Below are 20,999 nucleotides of genomic sequence, written 5' to 3' on the forward strand. Positions count from 1 at the left end.
GATTCCCTAATTCTATAAATTTAATTTCACAGATAATGTACTGAGGTTTTTTAATAAACCAATCGGTAAACATAAACTGTTGAATTTTCTATTTCTAAAAATCAAAAAAATGAAGAGCGCTATTCAAAATACCATACTGGAAACCTACACTAAATTGCACGATTTAGTTTCCTCTTTTTCAAAAGAAGAAATCAATATTGTTCCGTTTGAAGGGAGCTGGACTGCTGGTCAAACCACACAGCATATTATTCTGGCCTGCTCTGGTCTAACTATGCTTTTTGCAGGAAAAACAGAAAAAACAACTAGAGAACCCGATGAAAATGTAAAAGCTCTAGACGCTATATTTTTAGACTTCGCTACCAAATACCAATCACCAGAAAATATAAAGCCCCCTGATATCGAATATGAAAAAAGCACTCTGTTAGCTTCGATCAAAAAAATACAAAATGATTTGTTTGAAGCAGCAGAAACATACGATTTAACGCTTATTTGTCGAGATGCTAAAGTACCTGGATTTGAACATTTCACCATTTATGAATGGATTCATTTTGCTATTGTACATACGCAGAGACATACACATCAGTTAAAATCGATTTACGAATACATTAAAAAACAATAGAGCAGTATAATTCAAAACTATTTTTATGAGATCAAAAGTTAGAACCATTGTTTCATCTGGTTTAGTTGCAGGGACATTAGACATTACTGCCGCAATTTTGATTTATGCAGGAATATTACATAAAACAACAGCAGAAAAAATTTTACAATCTATTGCAAGCGGTATTTTTAAAAAAGAAGCCTACACAGCAGGAACAGAAATGACTTTTGTGGGCTTGGGACTTCATTTCTTAATTGCTTTTATTTTTGCTTGGTTTTATTTTAAGATTTTCCCTTATATCCCATTTTTTAAAATAAATACTTTACTGTCGGGAGTCTCTTATGGTTTTTTTATTTGGGTAATTATGAATCTAGTTGTTCTGCCAATTGTATTTCCAGTTTTACCTGAGAAGAATTTAGATTTTCCGCTTTTGCTTTCTATTCTTATTGTAATTTGCTGTGTCGGGATTCCGATTGCTTTTATAACGAGAAAGTATTACGCGAAATGGTACTGAAGTAAAGTTGTAAAAGAACAAAGGTTCAGAGTTACAAAGGCTAAACTTTGAACCTTTGTAACTCTGAACCTTTGAACCTTTAAAATTAAACTTTTCTTCTTCCTGTAATTAATGAAATGATAAACAGGACTAAAAAAATGAAGAATAAAATTTTCGCAATGCTTGCGGCTCCGGCAGCAATACCACCAAAACCAAAAATTCCAGCTATAATAGCAAGAATTATAAATATAACTGTCCAACGTAACATAGTATTGATTTTTTAAGTTCTTAATATGACTGTTTTATAAGCCCTCTTGTTTATTTCAAAGTTCTTTTATTCCTACAAATCTTATTAACTCTATACGCTTAATTGTTATCCCTATAAAATTAAACTAAAGCCAGAGTGCACAGCACTTTCACTATTATTTGCAAGCCTTACACAATTACCATGTTTATGCTTTTGAGTTAATTTTTTGATCGATTGGATTAATTGTCGCTTTTATACTAAAGTAATTTTAGATAAAATTTTTAAACATAATAATGGAAGCTAAAAAACATGGTGTCATTTTAGAAAAAACAGATCGAACTTTTGAAGAATTGGGTGTTTTAAATCCTGCAATTTATCAAGACGGAAATACTGTTCACATGTTTTACAGAGCTGCAAAGAGAGGGAATTTTTCGACTATTGGTTATTGTCGTTTTGAAGGACCAACCACTTTAGTTGAAAGAAATTCACAGCCGATTTTTGTACCAGATTATATTTATGAAATTCATGGTGTAGAAGATCCGAGAATTACCAAAATTGATGATAGGTTTTACATGACTTATGTCACTTATGACGGAATTAATGCCTGTGCTGCATTGGCAGTTTCAAAAGATTTAAAAGTTTTTAAAAAGAAGGGAATTATAACGCCAAAATTCATCCTTAACGAATTTACAAATTTGATTCGAAAGCATTTGCAGAATCCAAGTGTTGCTAAGATTTTGGCTTTTAATACAGAAAGAAATTATCCGCTGACGGAAACTATTAAAGAGAACCTGTTCGTGTGGGATAAAAATGTAGTTCTTTTTCCGAAAAAATTCAATGGAAAATTTGTTGCCTTGCATCGCATATTTCCATCTATTCAAATTTTTTCGTTTGAAAAGAAATCAGAATTAACAGAAGATTTTTGGAAAAACTATTTAAAAAATCTTCCAGATTACATTGTAATGGAACCTAAATATGATCACGAAACAAGTCATATCGGTCCAGGAGCCCCGCCAATAGAAACAGCAGATGGCTGGCTTTTAATATATCATGCTGCCGAAAGAAGAGAAAAAGGATTGGTTTATCACGCCGCCGCTGTTTTACTGGATTTAGAAGATCCTTCAAAAGTTATAGCGCGACTGTCAAAACCCATTATTACTCCTTCTGAATATTATGAAAGACATGGTTATGTCAATTATGTAGTTTTCCCGACAGGAACAGCCATTTTTGATGACCAACTATATATTTACTATGGCGCTGCCGATGATAAGATTGCGGTAGCCTCCTTGAACCTGAACGAGTTATTAACCGAGCTAAAAAAGAATCCTCATGAAAACAATATCAAATAAATCAAAAATAGTTTTTTTATCTACTTTTCCGCCAACGCAATGCGGCATAGCAACTTATACGCAAGATACCATAAAAGGAATTACAGATGTTTACGGTAAATCTATAAAATGTGAAATATGCGAACTGGTTAATGAACCAAAGGAGCATCCGACACAGGCATATACTTTAAACACAAAAAATAAAGCAGAATATGCTAAAGTTGCAGAAGAAATCAATAAGGATGAAGCTGTGAAATTAGTTCATATTCAGCATGAATTTGGTTTGTTTTCAGGAAATTACGGAGATGATCTTTTAGACTTTTTAAATGTTATTAAAGCCCCTGTTACTTACACTTTCCACAGTGTTATCCCGAATCCGAATGACGAATTGAGAACATTCGTAAGACTATTATTGAGTTACAGCAATTCGGCTTTTGTAATGACTAATAAATCTAAAGAAATTCTAATTAACGACTATGCTATTAATGAAGAAATAATTACTTGCGTACCCCACGGAACCCACATTGTAATATATGAAACTCCAGAAAAGGCAAAAGAAAAATTAAATATTCAGGACAGATTAGTTTTATCAACTTTCGGACTTTTGGGCGAAGGTAAAAATATAGAAACAGGCTTACAAGCTTTACCAAAAATCATCGAAAAGGCACCAAATGCTTTATATCTGATAATCGGAAAAACACATCCGAATTTAATAAAAGACGGTGTTGATGCTTATAGAGACAAATTAGAAGGTTTAGTGAAAGAATTGAATCTTCAGGATAATGTTCGTTTTATCAATCAATATTTAGATACCGATCAACTTTTAGAATATCTACAAGCAACAGATATTTATATGTTTACATCCAAAGACCCGAATCAGGCGGTAAGCGGCACATTTGCCTATGCAATGAGCTGCGCATGTCCGATTGTGGCTTCTAAAATTCCACATACCAAAGAAGTATTAACTCCAGATTCTGGTATTTTAGTTGATATTGGAAATGTCGATCAATTTGCTGAGGCGGCAATAAAATTGATTGGAGATGAGAATTTGAGACACGAAATGGGCATCAATTCTTTTACAAAAATGCGTGCCTCTTCTTGGGAAAATGCTGCAATAACCCATATGAATACATATAAAAACCTGATTAAAAATCCGTCAGAAATAAAATACAGCTATCCTCCTATTCAGTTAAAACATATCAAAAAACTAACTACCGAATTAGGAATTATTCAGTTCAGTAAGATTTCTATTCCAGATTTAGATTCAGGATATACTTTAGATGATAATGCCAGAGCTTTAATTGCGTTCTGTATGCATTACAAACAAACACAGGATAAAGACGATCTAGCTTATATTTTAATTTATTTGGACTTCATTCAGCGCTGTCAAAAACCAAAAGGAGACTTTATCAATTATGTCGATCAGGAAAACCGCGAACATATTGAGCAAAATGCCGAAGTAAATTTAGAAGACTCAAATGCAAGAGCTATTTGGGCGCTGGGAACCGTGGTTTCAATGTCAGATATTCTTCCTGAAGCTATTACCAAAAAAGCAACAAAATGTTTATTGAATTCTTTAAAATGGGCCGAAAATATTCAGTCGCCACGTTCTATTGGTTTTGCAACAAAAGGTTTGTATCTGTACCATTCTACAGTTCCTAATTTATATGTTGCAGCGATCATCAATAAATTGAATGCTAAACTTTTGGCAAACTATGAAGACACCGCAACAGAAGATTGGCAATGGTTTGAAAATTATCTGACTTACGGAAACGGAACTCTTCCAGAATCGATGCTGTATGCTTATTTAATTACCAATAAACCGGTGTATAAAAAAGTAGCTTTGGATTCTCTAGACTTCTTGATTTCTAAAACATTTATCGATGGAAACTTTAAAGCCATTTCAAATCAAAGTTGGCATCATAAAGGTTCAGAGCCCGATCAATACGGCGAACAGCCAATTGATGTTACTTACACAATTCAAACTTTAAATGCATTTTACAATGCCTTCAAAATACCAGAATACAAAAAGAAAATGAAAGCGGCGTTTAACTGGTTTTTAGGCAAAAATCATTTGAATCAGATTATGTATAATCCTGTAAGTGGCGGCGGTTATGACGGACTTGAGAAACACAATGTAAACTTAAACCAAGGTGCAGAATCGACCGTTTGTTACTTAACTGCAAGATTATTGATGGAAAAACTAGCCATGTCACAATCGCGTGTTATTCCGTTGCAAAAATCTCGAAGTGGCATTGCTATAAATTTATAAGAAAAAATATTGAAGCTAACCAAATACTTCACTTTTTAAACCCTGAAAATCCCTTTCTTAATGAAAGGGATTTTTTGTTTGCGAACACTAACGTCAAACTGTTTTAATTATTGTGAGCTTATGAAAATTATATAAGGCTGATGAAAAGTTGTGTAATATATTTTAACAAGTATTGGGCTAACTTTCCTATATAATTTAATGATTTGAAAAAACTGTTAAATAATTGATTTTCATTTCACATCATTCACCTTAAAACCAAAACATTTTGATCCTTGCTATTAAAAATACATTCGCCGAAATTGGAGAGACCACCTTATTCGCCAAAAGGTTTTTTAAGGAGGTTTTTATTCCGCCTTATGAGACCAAGGAGTTTCTAAAACAATGCTATGTTATAGGATATAAATCTTTGCCATTGGTTGCCATTACCGGTTTTATAATGGGATTGGTACTTACACTGCAATCGCGTCCGACTTTGGTAAAATTTGGTGCAGAATCGTGGCTTCCTGGTATGGTTGCGCTTTCGCTGATAAGAGAAATCGCACCCGTAATTACTGCATTGATTTGTGCCGGAAAAATTTCATCTGGAATTGGAGCCGAATTAGGATCAATGAAAGTGACCGAACAGATTGATGCTATGGAAGTTTCAGCCGTCAATCCGTATAACTATCTGGTTGTAACAAGAGTGCTAGCCTGTACTTTGATGGTTCCGCTTTTGGTATTTTTTGCCGATGCTGTCGGAATCATTGGCGGTTATGTAGGCATTAACATTCATGGCGATGTCAACTTCTATAGATTTTTAACCCAGATCATTCAATCCTTAGAATTCTTAGATCTCTTTCCAGCCACTCTTAAAACTTTCTTTTTTGGGTTTTTTATCGGAATGATTGGCTGTTATAAAGGTTTTAATGCTTCTAACGGAACAGAGAGTGTGGGTCAGGCTGCCAATTCTGCTGTTGTAACAGCGTCGTTGAGCATTTTTATTATAGATATGGTTGCTGTTCAAATAACCGATTTATTCTTTTAAAATGATGAAGGAAAAACTACATAAAGAACCCAAAACAAAAGAGAAAGATCAAACTCCGATTATCGAGATTAAAGATCTTCATAAAACTTTTGGAAAAGATAATGCTGTTTTAAAAGGCGTAAATCTCACTTTGAATAAAGGCGAAGATTTAGTGGTTTTAGGACGTTCAGGCTCTGGAAAATCAGTCACAATAAAATGTATCGTTGGATTGATTGAACCAGACAAAGGCGAAATTAAAGTTTTTGATGAAAACGTTCTTAATATTTCAAAAAGCGAGCTGAATGAAATTAGAGTCAGAATCGGATTTTTGTTCCAAAGTGGAGCACTTTACGATTCAATGTCCGTTAGAGAAAATCTCGCTTTTACATTGACCAAACACCAACGCGATTTAAGCCGAGAAGAAGTGGATAATGAAGTAATGGAAGCACTAGAAAGTGTTGGTTTGGCCGATGCAGTAGACAAAATGCCCTCTGAACTTTCTGGTGGTATGAAAAAAAGAATTGGTCTGGCGCGAACGCTAATCTTAAAACCAGAGATTATTTTGTATGACGAACCCACAACGGGTTTGGACACGATAACTTCAAGAGAAATCAGCGAATTGATCTTGGATATTAAACACAAACAAAAAACTTCTTCAATCATTATTACTCACGATATGGCCTGTGCAAAAATGACAGCCGATCGAATTGTGGTTTTAAAAGACGGTGTGATTCATGCCGAAGGAACATATGAAGAATTAGAAAAAGACGAAGACGAATGGGTGCGCTCATTTTTTGAATAAAGCAAAATAAATAATAGAAATCATGGAAAAGGAATCTGGATACACTTGGAAATTAGGAATGTTTGTAACGATTGGTTTACTGCTTTTTATTATGGCTGTCTATTTTATCGGAAAACAGCAAAATCTTTTTGGTTCAACCTTTCATATTAGTTCTCAGTTTAAAACTGTAAGCGGTTTAGAAGTCGGAAATAATGTTCGCTTTTCTGGGATTAATGTGGGAACAGTAGAACAAATTCAGTTGAAAAATGACTCGACTGTGAGAGTTGTTTTAGTAATGAAAGAAGAAGTTCGAAAATTCATTAAAACTGACGCCACTGCCAGCATTGGTTCAGACGGTTTAATGGGCGATAAAGTTTTGACCATTTCTCCAGGCGCTAAATCTCAAAAAGAGATTGAAGATAACGGGCAGATTGCTTCGGTTGATGGAATTGAAATGCACGATATTATGAAAAGCGTTAAGAAAAGTGTGGATAATATCGGCGTGATTTCAGACGAAATAGCCATTTTTAGCCACAGCATGAACAATGGAAACGGTGCTTTGGCAAGATTGGTTAAAGACGATAAAATGGCCAACAGCGTTTCGAATACGCTTTCTAATCTAGAAACAGGTACAAAAGGTTTCAGTGAAAATATGGAAGCGGCAAAAAGCAATTTCCTTTTTAGAGGCTACTTCAAGAAAAAAGAAAAAGAGAAAAAAGAGAAGCAGGAAGAAAAGAAAGAGAAGCAAGAAGAAAGAAAAGAGAAACAAGAGGAAAAGAAAGAAGAAGCTAAAAAAGAGAAAGAAGAAAAAGCTGCTAAAGAAAAGGAACAAAAAGAGAAAGAAGAAAAGCAAAAGCAGGAAGAGGCTAAAAAAGCAGAAGCAGAGAAAAAATAAAAAGATAATAAATCTCAAGTTTTAAGTTGCTCCGGCTGTTCACTATCTCCCGAGTCTAAATTCCAATTCTCATTTTATGTTCTCCTGAGCAATCCCGACGCTTCGGGAGGCTCAGGAGGACAAGCTTAAAAAAAACAAAATCCAGCATTTCACATTTTACAATTTACAATTAAAACTATATGCCCAGTTCAATCAAACATACCGCCTTAAAAGTTTTAAAAATTACTGGAATTACGATTGCGGTAATTTTGTTTTTGCTATTTATTATTCCGCTGCTTTTTCCTGGAAAAATTGCTTCGGAAGTGAAGAAAATTGCAAACGAGCGTTTGGATACTAAATTGGAATTTACAAAATCTAAACTTTCTTTTTTCACACACTTTCCATCATTGACTGTTTCGCTAGACGATTTGTCTTTAACCGGCTCTAAACCTTTCAGCAATGATACTTTATTAAGAGCCGATCAGGTTGCATTTGGAATTGATATCAAAAGGTTGCTTTTTGATAACGAAGTTAAAATCAACAAACTTTATGTTTCTGACGCTTTAATAAATGTAATGGTCAACACAAAAGGTCAGGCCAATTATAATATTTATATGGCACCTGAAGATCGAAACAAAAAAGAAGATCCGAATGCTCCAGAAGAAGGAACAGCAATTAGATTGGAACGCATCGATTTACAAAACTGCCATGTAAAATATAATGACCGTTCGGCAAAGATTCTAGTAGATGCAAAAGGCTTTAATTATATTGGAAAAGGAAATTTGAGCGAAGATATTTTTGACTTGGCAACCGATGCCAAAATTGATGAACTAGATTTCTATTATGACCGAACTGGCTACTTAAGAAAGAAAAAAGTCAGTGCCGATTTAATTACCCGAATCAATACACACGCACTTTCCTTTATTCTTCAGAAAAATGAACTTCACATCAATAAACTGCCTTTAAAATTTACTGGTCTTTTTACCATTTTAAGAGATGGTTATAAAATCAATATTAAAGCGGCTTCAGAAAATACAACGGTAAAAGATTTATTGTCTGTAATGCCTCCAGAATATTTAACGTGGCTGGATAGAACAGAGATTTCAGGACGTAGTGACTTACTACTCACTTTTAAAGGAGACTACAACGTTCAGAAAAAACAAAAACCAAACTTGGCTTTCAATTTAAAAATTAATGAAGGTTCGGTAAATTATAAAAATGCGCCCGTTCCTTTAACCGATTTTCAAATGGATTTAAATGCCATGCTTCCGTCTCTAGATACCGAACAATTGCTGGTTAATTTGAGAACCTTGAAATTTAAGGTGGGTGAAAAAGATTATTTTAATGCTTATCTGCACAGCAAAGGTTTAAGCGAAATGTCGATTAATGCGAGCGTGAAGGGCGCTTTAGACCTTGCTGTTGTTGATGCTGCTTTAGGATTGGAAAATATGGATTTGAAAGGAATTTTGAAAACCGATATTCAGGCTCGAGGAGTTTTTAGCACCACTAAAAAATTATTTCCTAAAACAATTGGCGGCATTTCTTTGAGAAACGGATGGCTTAAAACAAAATATTACCCAAATCCTATTACCAATATCACTTTTATAGCCAATATGCTGAATAAAGCGGGAACCTATCAGGATTTAATCGTTGCAGTAGCGCCTTTTTCTTTTGTTTTTGAAGGAAATCCGGTTTACGTCAATGCCACTTTATCCGATTTTAGCAATTTAGCTTATAATGCCAAAATTAAAGGAGAACTCAATGTAGGCAGAATCTATCAGGTTTTCTCGCAAAAAGGTTTGGATTTAACGGGTTACGCAAAAGCAGATCTTTCTTTAAAAGGAAAACAAAGCTATGCTACAACTGGCCAATATGATAAATTGGATAACAGAGGAACATTGCTGCTGAAAAACATAAAGGCGACTTCAGAATTGTTTCCAAAAGCTTTCTATATCAAACAAGGGAATTTCCGTTTTCAGAATGAAAAAATGTGGTTTGAAAAATTCAATGCTTCGTACGGAAAATCCGATTTTGACATCAACGGTTATCTGCTCAATACCATCAATTATTTCTTAGAATCAAAAGGGACTTTGAGCGGCAATTTCAACTTAAAATCAAAACTAATTAATGTTGATGAATTTATGGCGCTCGAAGAAGGCGAAAATAAAGATCGAAACCTAGAAGTTGAATATGCGAAAGAAGATCATCCGAAAATGAGCGGCGTGGTCATTATTCCGGAAAACCTGAATGTCACTTTAAATGCAAATGCTGACAAAATAGAATACAATAAATTGATATTTAACAAACTGAATGGAAAAATAGGCGTAAAAAAAGAAGGATTTTACTTAGAAAATATTACCTTTAATATCATTGACTGTATTCTAGGGATTAATGCACTGTATAAAGACGAGTCTCCGACCTCTGCCCATTTTGATGCTCATTTTACAGCAAAAGACTTTGATGTTCAGAGAGCTTATAAAGAAATCCCGATGTTTCATGATATGGTTACTGCCGCTGAAAAAGCGCACGGAATAATCTCTGTTGACTATAACGTAAGAGGAGATTTGAACGGAAATATGGGGCCAATTTATGAATCTCTGCAAGGCGGAGGAACCCTTAATTTACGTGATGTTCAAATTAAGGGACTGAAACTTTTCGATGGAATTAGTTCTAAAACAGGACAAAATGGTTTGAATAATCCTGACATGAAAGGAATTGAAATCAAATCGACTATAGATAAGAATCTTATAAACATTGAGCCATTTACCTTTAGTGTAGCCAGTTTTAGGCCAACTATTAAAGGAACTACAAGCTTTGACGGACTTCTGGATTTAAGAATGCGTTTAGGTCTTCCGCTTTTCGGAATTATAGGTTTTCCGATTGTTATTACCGGAACACATGACGCACCAAAAATTAAAATATTCAGTAAAACAGGACAAGAAATTAATCCAGCTGTTTATGATGAAAAGAAAAATAAAGTGATTCGAAAAGAAAAAGTTAGCAAATCCAAAACAAAATAGGTAATGAATTCAAAATCTCAACATAAAAGCAGTTCATTTGAGAAGTTTGCTTCAAAAGTTTCTAAAGCCGCTGGAAGCACGCCAGCTTTTATTGGAGCTCTTTTTCTTGTTATTGGCTGGGCTATTTCAGGGCCAATTTTCGATTATTCTGAAACTTGGCAATTGGTAATCAATACTGGCACAACGATCATCACTTTTTTAATGGTATTCTTGATTCAAAAAGCACAAAATAAAGATTCGCTTGCCATTCAGTTAAAATTAAACGAGCTAGTGGCATCCAATGATTTATCGAGTAATAGTCTTGTTGATATCGAAAATATGACCGAAGAAGAGATGATGATTGTTCAGAAATATTACCATCATTTAAGCCAATTGGCAAAAAAAGACAAAACGATTAGAACATCGCATTCTATTGCTGAAGCAGAAGAAGTGCATAGTCGTAAAAAAGAAAAAAAAAGTAAACCAGATAATACTAAAAAGACTACCAAAAACACCTCTAAAAAAATAACCAAAAAATGAAATTGAGCTCTACTGAAACGTATTGGCCATTAAAAAATGCCATAAAACAAAGTTATCCTTCAATAGATTCTGATATCCACACCGACATTTTGATTATTGGTGGCGGCATAACAGGAGCTTTAACAGCTTATAAATTATTAAATGAAGGAAAAAAAATTGTTCTTGTAGACCGCAGGGATGTCTGCGGCGGAAGCACTTCTGGCAGTACAGCCTTATTACAGTATGAAATTGATGTTCCGTTGCATCAACTCATAAAACTTCGTGGCGCTAAATGTGCCATAGACAGCTATCAAAATGGAAAAAAAGCTATTTTCGATCTTCGAAATATAATTGATACTGTGGGATGCAATTGTGGTTTTGAGTTTAAAAAAAGCGTCTATTTTACTACTCTAAAAAAAGATGTTCCTTTTTTAAAAAATGAATTTAAAGCTAGAAAACAGCATGGTTTCGAAATCAGCTGGTTAAGCAGATCAGAATTGCAAAAAATGGGATTGAATGCAATTGCGGGCGTAGAATCTAAAACCGCTGCTGTTATGGATCCGTTTAAACTGGCAACCGATCTTTTATTTCATTGCCATGAAAAAGGAATGCAGATTTTTGACCGAACTAATATCGCTTCTATTCAGCATCAAAAAGGCAAAATTATTGCAACTACTGATTCTAAATTTTCTATCACAGCAGATCATATTATACATTGCACAGGTTACGAAAGCACAGAAACGCTAAAAGAAAAAGTGGTTGATTTAAAAAGTACTTATGTTATCACTTCTGAAAGTCAGTCAGATCTTCCTGAGAACTTTAAAAACACCATTTTTTGGGATACAGCATCTCCTTATCATTACATTCGAACTACAGATGACAATCGCATCATAATGGGCGGCGGAGATGAAGATTTTAAAGACGCAGCGAAACGAGATAAATTGCTTCCTAAAAAAGAAACGTATCTTTTAAAACAATTCTTTAAAAGATTTCCTGATTTAAATTTTAAAATTGATTATTCCTGGGCAGGCACTTTCGGAGAAACCAAAGATGGTCTTCCCTATTTCGGAAAACCTAATCCGAGAAAAAACGAACATTACATTTTGGGTTTCGGAGGTAACGGAATCACCTTTAGCGTCATTGGAATGAATTCGATCTTGGATTCCCTTAATAATAAAAAAAATATAGATTTAGATTATTATCGATTTGGAAGGTAGAAAGTTACTAAGGTTCTAAGATACTAAGTTGCTAAGTTTTTTCTTAGAGTCTTAGCATCTTAGAACCTTAGCAACTTAAACAAGCACCAACTCCATCTGAATATTACATCTTTTATAAGGTGTTTCTAAACCGAAAACTTTTTCAAAACCTAATTTGTAATACAGGTTTATTGCAGGTTTTAAAATGGTGTTGCTTTCTAAATAAATCTTCTTTGCTCCGAGCTCTTTTGCTTTCTCTGTGATAGCTTTACCTAAAAGCCAACCAATGCTTTTTCCTTGTGCTTTTGGAGAAACAGCCATTTTTGCCATCTCAAAATCATATTCAGCATTATTCATTTTAATTAAAGCGCAGACTCCCACGGGTTCGTTTTCATACAAAGCCACGAGAATTTTTCCTCCTTTTTTCAGAATGTAATCTTCAGGATTATCGAGCGCTTTATAATCGGCTTCTTCCATTTCGAAATAAGTTGAAATCCATTCTACATTCAACGCCCTAAAAGCTTCCTGATATTCTGCTTTATAATCTACAATTTTTACGTCTTTGCTTTCTCTCTTTTTCTTTTGTTCGCTAACTCTCTTAATTAAAGATTTTTGCTCCAGTAAAAACTCCCATTCTTCTAATGCTGCCCAAAGATTATGTTTGCTTTCAGCAATTATTTCATCAATTGCAACATCAATATCTTGCAATTGCTGTTTGATTTTCTTTGAAATTGCAATTCCTTTTTCAGTAAGAATGACATTATTCTTTCTTTTATCCTCTGTTTTTGCGCTTTCTTCAATCAACCCAGCACCAATCATTTCCTGAATAATTTTGCTTACAGAGGGCTGAGAATGTCCAATTTCATTAGCGATTTCGGTAATCGTAATTTCGCGTTCTTCTGCCAAGGTATAAAACACCGGAAACCATTTCGGTACAAATTCAACCCCATACAATTCATATATTTTCGCAGCATCATCTGTAACAACAGCAGTCATTAAACGTAAACGGCTACCTAGAGCCGCTTTTCCAACTTTATCAAAAAAATCCATAACAAATAATTAATTATATAACTAGTTATGTAAATGTATAAAAAAATCTTTTTGCTAAAGATTTTTTAGGTTCAAAGTTTCAAAGGTGCAGAGGTGCAAAGTTTTTTCAAAAAAAAAGACTAAGATTTATAAATCTTAGTCTTTGTATATATATTGCTTAATAGCTAACTACATTACTTTGCAAAAAACTTTGTACCTTAAACTCTGAACCTTTGCACCTTCACTAAGCCGTTATTGCCAACGAATTCAAATTAAACTTATATTCTTTTGGGCTGCAGTTGAATTTTTGCTTGAATATTTTAGAGAAATAACTTCTGCTGGTAAAACCAATACAGTAAACAATTTCTGAAATATTTAGGTCGGATGTTCTAATTAGAATTTCGGCTTTAAGAACGCGCATGTGTGTGATGTAATCGTTTACTGTACGATTATGAATCATTTTGAAACCCTCTTGAAGTTTATTTGGAGACAAACCAGATCTTTTACTTAAGGCTTTAATAGAAAATGCCTCTTCTGGACTTGTTTTTATAAACTCTGATAGTTCTTTTATTTCTTCCATTTCTCTCAACGTTAATCCGTTTGATTCATTTGCAAAAGCATGCAAATCATCTGAATGCTGTTGAATTTCCATTGCCAAAATAATTCTCATAATTCCTTCTTTCAGCAAATTTCTCACAATTCCTTTTTGTGTAATGGAATTAAGCTGTTCAATTTTTTCTGCGATCTGCAAATTATACGAACCAATGTAAAAGAAATCAGTTACTTGATTATTTTCAAAAAAAGTATCTTTTACCTGCTGATTTAAAGAATGAGTTTGATTAGTAGCATCAATCTGAGTGCCAACAATAATTAATGTAAGTTTTGTCTTTTTACCTTTTTCAAAAAAGAGAACATTATCCTGGTTTTGCTTAGAGGTTACAATTGCGGTTTGAAACGTTTTTAATTTTCGTTCCTCACCATTTAATCCAAAACTATGCGAAAGGTTTCCTTTAGAACAATAAGCAAAATAAATAGGAGACGATTTTACATTTAAAAAATCCAATCTCACATCTGCAGAAAATGTCATATCAAACTGAACGTAGGAGATATTATCATTAAAGGAAGCGCCAATAATAGAACCTTCTGCAAAACTGTTTTCTACTTCGAGTGCATATTCGTCTAAATCAAAATTCACTTTTCCGCCAAAACTAGTCTGAAGTTCATCAAATATATTTTGAGTTTTTTCTGTATTTATAGTAACTATTTTCATGGTTTGCCGGATTTAAAATTATAATTTGCCAAACAGATTATTTTCTAGAAATCTGAAAGTCAAAGTTCGTTTAAAGACAAGCCAAAAATGTTATATAATTTTTCGGTTTTGTTTTATAATTCCTTATAAATGTTTATTTTAACATATCTATTTTTTCCAGCATGAAAAGTTTTTCCTTTGCCCCTATTAGTTCTCCAAATTCTAAAATTCTTATTTTAGGCACAATGCCTGGAACAAAATCTTTAGAGCTAAATCAGTATTATGGTCATAATCAGAATAACTTTTGGAAGTTTATGTTTCCCATTCTAGGCGAAGAGTTTTCTAATGATTACGAAATGCGAAAAAACTTATTAATCAAAAATAATATTGCGCTTTGGGATGTCTTACAATTTTGCGATCGAGTTGGAAGTTTGGACAGTGCCATAAAAAATGAAATAGCAAATGACTTTGAAGATTTCTTGGCAACACATCCTCAAATAGAAAGCATTCTTTTTAACGGACAAAAAGCAGCCGCATTTTTTAAAAAATATGTTCACTTAACAAAAGAATACAAAACATTTACACTTCCATCCACAAGTCCGGCCAATGCTGGCAAGACTTTTCAGGATAAATTACACGAATGGAACATCATTAAAAACCTATTATAAAGACCTGCATTTTATATAATTAAAATGCAAATATTGAAATCATGTAACTTTTTCTGTTTAAAGTATAACAAAAAGCATCCACTCTCAATGTAATTTTACATCAAAGAAAAATAAGCCATAGTGAAGATTTAATGAACGAAATGGAAAGGCTTTCTTCTTATTAAAATTGACAAAGCAAACTGTAAAAAGTTTAGTCTATAAAGAGAACATTGGTTATGTTAGTTTATTTTTGGGAAAAAGCTACTCTATAGAAATATAGAGTAGTTTTGTTTTTATAGGCTGCCATTTAAAGACAAAAACATGAAAATTCAGACATATTATAATCATATACGGTTTTATACTCCGCAGCATTTTATATATTATCCCGTTTTAATTTTATTCTTGGCTGCCAGTATTTATTTAGGCATTACGACAGAAGATCATTTAATATGGGCATTTATTAGCGTAGCTTTTGTATTTCTTTTTGCCCTCGCTTATATGCTGCGTCAGCATTATGCTTTGACACTGCAAAACAGAATTGTGCGCTTAGAAATGCGCTACCGCTATTTCACCCTTACAGGCAAAAGATTTGAAGAATTTGAATACAAACTTACAGACGATCAAATTTTTGCTTTACGCTTTGCGCCAGATGACGAATTGGTTCCTCTTGTTGAGGATACTTTAAAAAACAGCTTAACAGGTGATGCAATCAAAAAAGCAATTGTGCATTGGAAAGCAGATTATCATAGGGTTTAATAATAACATTGTCAAAAATCAATAGCAATTACAATAGCAAAGTTCAATAATAATATCAATTTTTAATTTTTAAAATTAATTATTGAATTTTGCCATTGACATTGATTTTTTGCCATTGACATTGACTTTTGACATTGACTTTTGACATTGATTTTTGACATTGACATTGATTTTTGCCATTGACATTGATTTTTGCCATTGACATTGATTTTTGAAATTGTTATTGAACTTTCTTTCTATTAAAAATAAGATAAAACAGAAATAACAGTGCGCCAACCGCAACAATTACAGCAAAATAGATTGCAGCAATATTGGGGTGCAAGAAATTGGGCTCGTAAAATAATTTATCTAGTGTTTTAAATTTTTCTCCTAAAGCTTTTCTATCAAAATTATTTCTAATTCCATTAAGCGGTTCGTCTTGATTTTCTCTATAGTGATATACATCTTGAGTCAGTAACTTCGGAATCAGGTTTGTTTCTATATTGTATTTTCTTAAAAGCGTATCTAATCTTTGAAAAGTATACGTTAACGAATCTTTCTTAGCATTGTATAGCAATTTATAGCGATCTACAGCCGCTTTATATTTTTGCTTATCTACAGAATCTCCTTTTACAGGATTAAATAGAGACTTATTTTCTAAGAAAATACAAATATCTTTATCATGTTCTGGATGCACAGCAACACTCTTAAAAATAATTTCTGTACTATCTCCCACAATTCTTTTTGAAATCACTCTTTTGTGCAATTCCTCTTTATCAAAACCAATAATATCAAAAATACTATCCGCTTTACTTTTCGTTTTATCAAAAGTGCTCGTTAAAGCTTTTATAGTGTCAATGCTATAATAATTGGTTTCTATAATCGGAAATTCACCAGGTACAATTGTATCGTCTTCCTTAATTACCGGATAAGGTTTTGGGTATAAAATATTCTCATAATTAAAAAGTTTTTCAGAACTATAAGAAGTATATCCGTATAAAAACGGATTTAAGACATTGATCAGTTTTTTGTCATTATTAAAATCATTTTCAGACAATTCTGATTTCAGTTTAGCATTCATTCCAAAACTATAGCTAATAAAAAACGAAAATGTCAGAAATGAAATAAAAAGCAGACAACCCGCAATTTTAAGCAGATTCCCTCCTTTATAGCCTTCTCTAGAATGATTTCGAATCAAAAAAATTAAAAAGAAAAGCAAAAACAAACCACTTACAAAAAAGTGCGAAATCGAAACATCATCGTAAAATTTGAATCGATAAAACTCGGTGTAGATGTTAATATTCTTTAGCCCTTTAAAAGTAAAATAACCGTATAAAAAGTACGCTAGATGAATTAAGGCTAATATAATAACTGATTTTATGAAATAACGTTTTAGATTTTTGGTCATTTTTAAAAGGTTCTAAGGTTTTGGGATGCTAAGATACTAAGGTTCTAATATACTTAAAATTTATTTTGCCTTTCATAAAAATATATTTATAAAATTAAAAGTAAAATCTGGGCGTGCCACCATTATAAAAAAAGGGCAAATAATAGCAACGCTTATTCGCCCTTTTTTTATAATGCTGTCGGGCTGTCCATACTGCTTCGGCAGCTTATTCCCATCCCTCACGCAATCACGATTACAAAACAAGTTTCCGAAACATTTAGTCATTTATAAACCCAATCGGCAATGAATTTCTGCCAATCTTTGGTTAGATGCACTGGAGTGTATCTCTGCAGTATAACTGAATTTGATTTCGACGAAAAAAACCTTATAACCTTATAACCTTATAACCTTAGTATCTTAGCATCTTAGCATCTCAGAACTTTAGCTCCTTTTATTTCGAAATATCAAACCCTTCCTTCACTATTTCGCTTTCCACTTTATCAATCAGTTTATTCGTTTTACCGGTAAGCCTTTCTTTCTTCCAATCGCCTTTTGCGTATATAATAACAGTGATTAAAGCCGTTACAACGGAAGCAATCGGGAAAGCCCACCAAATTCCGATTTTACCTAAAGAAGTATTATGTGACAAAATAAAAGCCAGCGGAAACTGTATTACCCATTGCGAAACCAAAGTCAGAATCATAGGAAGTTTGGTATTTCCAACGGCACGAAAAACACCTGTTAAACAAAGCTGCAGACCGAGAAATCCCCAAGAGAGGCAAGTAATTCTCAATAACTCCGTTCCGCCTTCGATAACCGCCTGATCATTTGGAACAAAAAATGCGATTAGATACGGTGCAAAAATAAAAGCGATAATTCCGAGACCTGTCAATAAGCCGAAACCAAGATACGCTCCTAGTTTTGAAATTTCGGCTGCACGATCAATATTTCCAGCTCCAATATTTTGCCCAACAAGAGTTGCAATCGCCATTGATAAACCCAAAGCTGGAATTAAAATGAGCTGAATCAAATTGGAACCCGCACCATAAGAAGCAACCGTCAAGGTACCAAAACGAACAATCAAAAATGTAATTGCCATCATTCCCAACGCACGCATTGACTGCTCGATTGAAGATGGAAATCCAATTTCAAAAGCCCTTTTAATATGTTTATAATCAGGCTTAAAATCGGCAATGCGAAGATGAATTCCATGTTTACCTCTAAACAAAATTGCAAATCCGATGATAATCGCCAGAAGCTGTGTGAATAAAGTTGCCAAAGCCGCACCTTTAACACCTAAAGCTGGAATAAATTTCCATCCGTAAATAAACAGCGGATCTAGGGCAAAATTCAAGATAACAGTTCCTAAAACAATATAAACTGGAAGCGTTACACGCCCAACTCCACGCATAATCGATTGGAAAATCATAAATCCGAAGCTAAAAACCAGTCCCACAAATGCCACACGCATAAAGCCTAACGCATCAACATAAACTGCAGGCTCTACCTTTAGCAGATACAAAAAGTACGGACTTAAAATATAACCTATAATAGACAAGAAAACAGAAACAATAATAACCATCGACAAAGTCTGTGCCGCCACGTGATTGACCATTTTCTGATTTCCTGCTCCAAAATATTGTGCAATTAAAATAGAACCAGCAATAGCCAGTCCAGTTCCTAAAGCAATGGTTAAAAATATTACAGGTGTGCTTATCGAGACCGCGGCAACGGCATCTCCGCCCAAACGCCCAACCCAAAAAGCATCTACCAACTGATATGCGGCTTGCAAAAGATTAGCAATCATAATTGGAACTGCTAATTTTAATAATGAAGAAAGGATTGGCCCTTCTAATAATTCGTTTTTTTTCATTTTTTCAAAATAATTATTCAAAAATCAGTTGACATATCAACTTTTAAAGTTCAAAAAAAATTAAAGAGTTTCTAGCTTGTCTGCATAAAATCTTACTGCATTCAACGCTTCAATTCTTTCTTTTGGAGAAAAAACGGACATTACTTCTTCTTCTGCCCTTTTCATCAGCGAGCGAATGCTTTTTGCTAACGAAATTCCTTCATCTGTAAGACTTACAATATTTTTACGTTTGTCTATTTTATCTTTTACCACCTCAACAAGATTCTTTTTTTCAAGTGCTGATATACTTCTTAAAATAGACGATTTGTCACGCATTGTTTTATCGGACAATTCTCTTTGCGAAAGACTTTTGTGATGCAAAATCATCAGCAATGGCAACTGTTCTAGCTGTAATGTGATTCCGGATTCGTTCATTAACGCATTTGTACGTCTGAAAATTGCACGTTTGATACGATGAATCTGAAAGAAGAAGCTATCTGATATTTCTTCTTTCCAAAAATTTGAAAAACTTTCTTTATCGGCATGTTTTTTTTCCATGATGCAAAATTACAAAAAAGATTGACATGTCAACTATTTTTAAAACAAATCCTTATTTTACTGATATACAATTCATTCACTAAAATAATTCCGATTAAAAAAGAAAATTGAACGATTATTTTTACTAACTTTAAATGTTAAATATTGCCTAATAAAAACTTAAAAATTACTCTGATGAAACAATTATTTATTTTTTTGGTAATGATGCTCCTTTGGATTCCGTTAAACGCTCAAACTGTTGCTGAAGGCAATAAAGAGGAAAGTTTAACAACTTTTAAAACTGAAAAAGACGATTTTCAAGATAGTTCTCTAGATGATCTTCCGTGGCACAATAGACGCTTTAAAGTTACTGCCGGTGGTTTTTTTCCTGTAAATAATACTCAGGTTAAAGTTGAAGGCAACAACGGAAATATAGGAACTGAAATTGATCTTGAGAGTGATTTAGGATTTTCTAAATCAACTGTATCATTTTTAGGGACATTTGACTGGCGTATATCCAAAAGATCCCGATTAGGTTTTGAATATTTTGTACTAGACAGAACTGCAACAAAAACGCTGCAAAGAGATATTAATTTCGGAGACCATACTTACCCTTTGGACGGAAGAGTTCAAGGTACTTTTAATGTACAGATTGCTAGAATTGCTTATGGCTACGCTATTTTATCTAAACCTAAATATCAAGCAGGTCTATTGATTGGGGCGCATGTTCTTTTCGCAGATTTAGGTCTACGATTAGATGCCAATACACAAACTGTAGAATATCATGATACTTTTGATTTTACTGCGCCACTGCCCGATATTGGAATTTGGGGCGAATTTGTTCTTGGAAAACGCTGGGGTTTATATGCCAACGTAAATTATCTTGCCGTAAAAATTAATGACACTGATGGCCGAATAATAAGCTACAATTTATCGGTTTTATATAATGTGGTTCAAAACTTTAGTCTTACTGCTGGTTACACTGGTTTGAATTTTAGAATAGATACGGTTCAAGACCGATTAAATGGTTTCTTAAAATGGGGATATAACGGCCCAACAATTACAGCAGTGTATACTTTTGGAAAGCACGTTAAAGTTACTAAATAAAGCTTCTGAGTTTTTTTTACCGCAAAGAGCGCAAAGGATTACGCAAAGTTCGCAAAGTTTTTATACAAAGCTTTGCGAATTTTATGTTTTTACAAAACCTCACAAAAAGACCATTGCGAAAAAATTTTGCGCTCTTTGCGGTAAAA

At 33.6% G+C, this 20,999-nt stretch carries 19 protein-coding genes; 13 read left to right on the forward strand and 6 right to left on the reverse strand.

The window, feature by feature from the left end; genetic code table 11:
- The first annotated feature begins 109 nt into the window (after positions 1 to 109).
- Positions 110 to 619, forward strand: a complete 510-nt coding sequence (locus M0M44_RS20250; RefSeq protein WP_248727343.1) for a DinB family protein — start codon at positions 110 to 112, stop codon at positions 617 to 619.
- Positions 620 to 644: 25 nt separating this feature from the next.
- Positions 645 to 1,112 carry a DUF1440 domain-containing protein gene (locus M0M44_RS20255; protein WP_095931613.1) on the forward strand — a complete coding sequence of 156 codons (468 nt, stop codon included), beginning with the start codon at positions 645 to 647 and terminating at the stop codon, positions 1,110 to 1,112.
- Between the two features lie 85 nt (positions 1,113 to 1,197).
- On the opposite strand, the gene M0M44_RS20260 is transcribed toward M0M44_RS20255, so the two are convergent.
- Positions 1,198 to 1,359, reverse strand: coding sequence for a DUF1328 family protein (locus M0M44_RS20260; RefSeq protein ID WP_129747735.1), 162 nt, complete (start codon positions 1,357 to 1,359; stop codon positions 1,198 to 1,200).
- A gap of 272 nt (positions 1,360 to 1,631) precedes the next feature.
- Between M0M44_RS20260 and M0M44_RS20265 the strand changes: the two genes are divergently transcribed.
- The 8 genes from M0M44_RS20265 to M0M44_RS20300 all read left to right on the forward strand — a co-directional run bounded on the left by M0M44_RS20265 (position 1,632) and on the right by M0M44_RS20300 (position 12,331).
- Positions 1,632 to 2,687 carry a glycoside hydrolase family 130 protein gene (locus M0M44_RS20265; RefSeq protein ID WP_420842745.1) on the forward strand — a complete coding sequence of 352 codons (1,056 nt, stop codon included), beginning with the start codon at positions 1,632 to 1,634 and terminating at the stop codon, positions 2,685 to 2,687.
- Positions 2,668 to 4,938, forward strand: coding sequence for a glycosyltransferase (locus M0M44_RS20270; RefSeq protein WP_248727344.1), 2,271 nt, complete (start codon positions 2,668 to 2,670; stop codon positions 4,936 to 4,938). Before M0M44_RS20265 ends, M0M44_RS20270 begins: the two co-directional genes overlap by 20 nt.
- Before the next feature lie 265 nt (positions 4,939 to 5,203).
- Positions 5,204 to 5,962 (forward strand): MlaE family ABC transporter permease, encoded by a 759-nt coding sequence (locus M0M44_RS20275; protein ID WP_248727345.1) that lies wholly within the window; start codon positions 5,204 to 5,206, stop codon positions 5,960 to 5,962.
- A 1-nt stretch (position 5,963) separates the two neighbouring features.
- Positions 5,964 to 6,743: an ABC transporter ATP-binding protein gene (locus tag M0M44_RS20280; protein ID WP_248727346.1), complete on the forward strand. Its 780-nt coding sequence runs from the start codon at positions 5,964 to 5,966 to the stop codon at positions 6,741 to 6,743.
- Positions 6,744 to 6,765: 22 nt separating this feature from the next.
- Positions 6,766 to 7,617: an MlaD family protein gene (locus M0M44_RS20285; RefSeq protein WP_248727347.1), complete on the forward strand. Its 852-nt coding sequence runs from the start codon at positions 6,766 to 6,768 to the stop codon at positions 7,615 to 7,617.
- A 179-nt stretch (positions 7,618 to 7,796) separates the two neighbouring features.
- Positions 7,797 to 10,616, forward strand: a complete 2,820-nt coding sequence (locus M0M44_RS20290) for an AsmA family protein (protein WP_248727348.1) — start codon at positions 7,797 to 7,799, stop codon at positions 10,614 to 10,616.
- Between the two features lie 3 nt (positions 10,617 to 10,619).
- The gene (locus M0M44_RS20295; RefSeq protein WP_248727349.1) at positions 10,620 to 11,135 is read left to right on the forward strand and encodes a low affinity iron permease family protein; all 516 of its coding nucleotides are present in this window, start codon (positions 10,620 to 10,622) and stop codon (positions 11,133 to 11,135) included.
- Positions 11,132 to 12,331, forward strand: a complete 1,200-nt coding sequence (locus tag M0M44_RS20300; protein WP_248727350.1) for an NAD(P)/FAD-dependent oxidoreductase — start codon at positions 11,132 to 11,134, stop codon at positions 12,329 to 12,331. The genes M0M44_RS20295 and M0M44_RS20300 overlap by 4 nt, the downstream gene beginning before the upstream one ends.
- A gap of 75 nt (positions 12,332 to 12,406) precedes the next feature.
- Here the strand turns inward: M0M44_RS20300 and M0M44_RS20305 are convergent, their stop codons facing one another.
- Positions 12,407 to 13,360: a bifunctional helix-turn-helix transcriptional regulator/GNAT family N-acetyltransferase gene (locus M0M44_RS20305; RefSeq protein WP_248727351.1), complete on the reverse strand. Its 954-nt coding sequence runs from the start codon at positions 13,358 to 13,360 to the stop codon at positions 12,407 to 12,409.
- Positions 13,361 to 13,583: 223 nt separating this feature from the next.
- Positions 13,584 to 14,609: a helix-turn-helix domain-containing protein gene (locus M0M44_RS20310; protein WP_248727352.1), complete on the reverse strand. Its 1,026-nt coding sequence runs from the start codon at positions 14,607 to 14,609 to the stop codon at positions 13,584 to 13,586.
- Between the two features lie 161 nt (positions 14,610 to 14,770).
- Here M0M44_RS20310 and M0M44_RS20315 point away from each other — a divergent pair, with 161 nt between their 5' ends.
- The gene (locus M0M44_RS20315; protein WP_248727353.1) at positions 14,771 to 15,256 is read left to right on the forward strand and encodes a DNA-deoxyinosine glycosylase; all 486 of its coding nucleotides are present in this window, start codon (positions 14,771 to 14,773) and stop codon (positions 15,254 to 15,256) included.
- 300 nt (positions 15,257 to 15,556) lie between these two features.
- Positions 15,557 to 15,991 carry a DUF6526 family protein gene (locus M0M44_RS20320; protein ID WP_248727354.1) on the forward strand — a complete coding sequence of 145 codons (435 nt, stop codon included), beginning with the start codon at positions 15,557 to 15,559 and terminating at the stop codon, positions 15,989 to 15,991.
- Between the two features lie 220 nt (positions 15,992 to 16,211).
- On the opposite strand, the gene M0M44_RS20325 is transcribed toward M0M44_RS20320, so the two are convergent.
- From M0M44_RS20325 to M0M44_RS20335, 3 genes are all read right to left on the reverse strand, one after another.
- On the reverse strand, positions 16,212 to 17,378 hold the full coding sequence (locus tag M0M44_RS20325; protein WP_248727355.1) for a hypothetical protein: 1,167 nt from the start codon (positions 17,376 to 17,378) through the stop codon (positions 16,212 to 16,214).
- A gap of 430 nt (positions 17,379 to 17,808) precedes the next feature.
- Positions 17,809 to 19,230 (reverse strand): MATE family efflux transporter, encoded by a 1,422-nt coding sequence (locus M0M44_RS20330; protein WP_248727356.1) that lies wholly within the window; start codon positions 19,228 to 19,230, stop codon positions 17,809 to 17,811.
- A 60-nt stretch (positions 19,231 to 19,290) separates the two neighbouring features.
- A complete protein-coding gene (locus tag M0M44_RS20335) occupies positions 19,291 to 19,767 on the reverse strand; it encodes a MarR family winged helix-turn-helix transcriptional regulator (RefSeq protein WP_248727357.1) in 477 nt (158 codons plus the stop codon).
- A gap of 174 nt (positions 19,768 to 19,941) precedes the next feature.
- Between M0M44_RS20335 and M0M44_RS20340 the strand changes: the two genes are divergently transcribed.
- Positions 19,942 to 20,853, forward strand: coding sequence for a hypothetical protein (locus M0M44_RS20340; protein WP_248727358.1), 912 nt, complete (start codon positions 19,942 to 19,944; stop codon positions 20,851 to 20,853).
- Positions 20,854 to 20,999: the final 146 nt, after the last annotated feature.

Source organism: Flavobacterium humidisoli, from assembly GCF_023272795.1.
Lineage (GTDB): Bacteria > Bacteroidota > Bacteroidia > Flavobacteriales > Flavobacteriaceae > Flavobacterium > Flavobacterium humidisoli.

Coding starts and splice junctions, on each gene's coding strand:
- M0M44_RS20250 (WP_248727343.1), top strand. CDS start 110: ATGAAGAGCGCTATTCAAAATACCATACTGGAAACCTACACTAAATTG.
- M0M44_RS20255 (WP_095931613.1), top strand. CDS start 645: ATGAGATCAAAAGTTAGAACCATTGTTTCATCTGGTTTAGTTGCAGGG.
- M0M44_RS20260 (WP_129747735.1), bottom strand. CDS start 1,359: ATGTTACGTTGGACAGTTATATTTATAATTCTTGCTATTATAGCTGGA.
- M0M44_RS20265 (WP_420842745.1), top strand. CDS start 1,632: ATGGAAGCTAAAAAACATGGTGTCATTTTAGAAAAAACAGATCGAACT.
- M0M44_RS20270 (WP_248727344.1), top strand. CDS start 2,668: ATGAAAACAATATCAAATAAATCAAAAATAGTTTTTTTATCTACTTTT.
- M0M44_RS20280 (WP_248727346.1), top strand. CDS start 5,964: ATGATGAAGGAAAAACTACATAAAGAACCCAAAACAAAAGAGAAAGAT.
- M0M44_RS20285 (WP_248727347.1), top strand. CDS start 6,766: ATGGAAAAGGAATCTGGATACACTTGGAAATTAGGAATGTTTGTAACG.
- M0M44_RS20290 (WP_248727348.1), top strand. CDS start 7,797: ATGCCCAGTTCAATCAAACATACCGCCTTAAAAGTTTTAAAAATTACT.
- M0M44_RS20295 (WP_248727349.1), top strand. CDS start 10,620: ATGAATTCAAAATCTCAACATAAAAGCAGTTCATTTGAGAAGTTTGCT.
- M0M44_RS20300 (WP_248727350.1), top strand. CDS start 11,132: ATGAAATTGAGCTCTACTGAAACGTATTGGCCATTAAAAAATGCCATA.
- M0M44_RS20305 (WP_248727351.1), bottom strand. CDS start 13,360: ATGGATTTTTTTGATAAAGTTGGAAAAGCGGCTCTAGGTAGCCGTTTA.
- M0M44_RS20310 (WP_248727352.1), bottom strand. CDS start 14,609: ATGAAAATAGTTACTATAAATACAGAAAAAACTCAAAATATATTTGAT.
- M0M44_RS20315 (WP_248727353.1), top strand. CDS start 14,771: ATGAAAAGTTTTTCCTTTGCCCCTATTAGTTCTCCAAATTCTAAAATT.
- M0M44_RS20320 (WP_248727354.1), top strand. CDS start 15,557: ATGAAAATTCAGACATATTATAATCATATACGGTTTTATACTCCGCAG.
- M0M44_RS20325 (WP_248727355.1), bottom strand. CDS start 17,378: ATGACCAAAAATCTAAAACGTTATTTCATAAAATCAGTTATTATATTA.
- M0M44_RS20330 (WP_248727356.1), bottom strand. CDS start 19,230: ATGAAAAAAAACGAATTATTAGAAGGGCCAATCCTTTCTTCATTATTA.
- M0M44_RS20335 (WP_248727357.1), bottom strand. CDS start 19,767: ATGGAAAAAAAACATGCCGATAAAGAAAGTTTTTCAAATTTTTGGAAA.
- M0M44_RS20340 (WP_248727358.1), top strand. CDS start 19,942: ATGAAACAATTATTTATTTTTTTGGTAATGATGCTCCTTTGGATTCCG.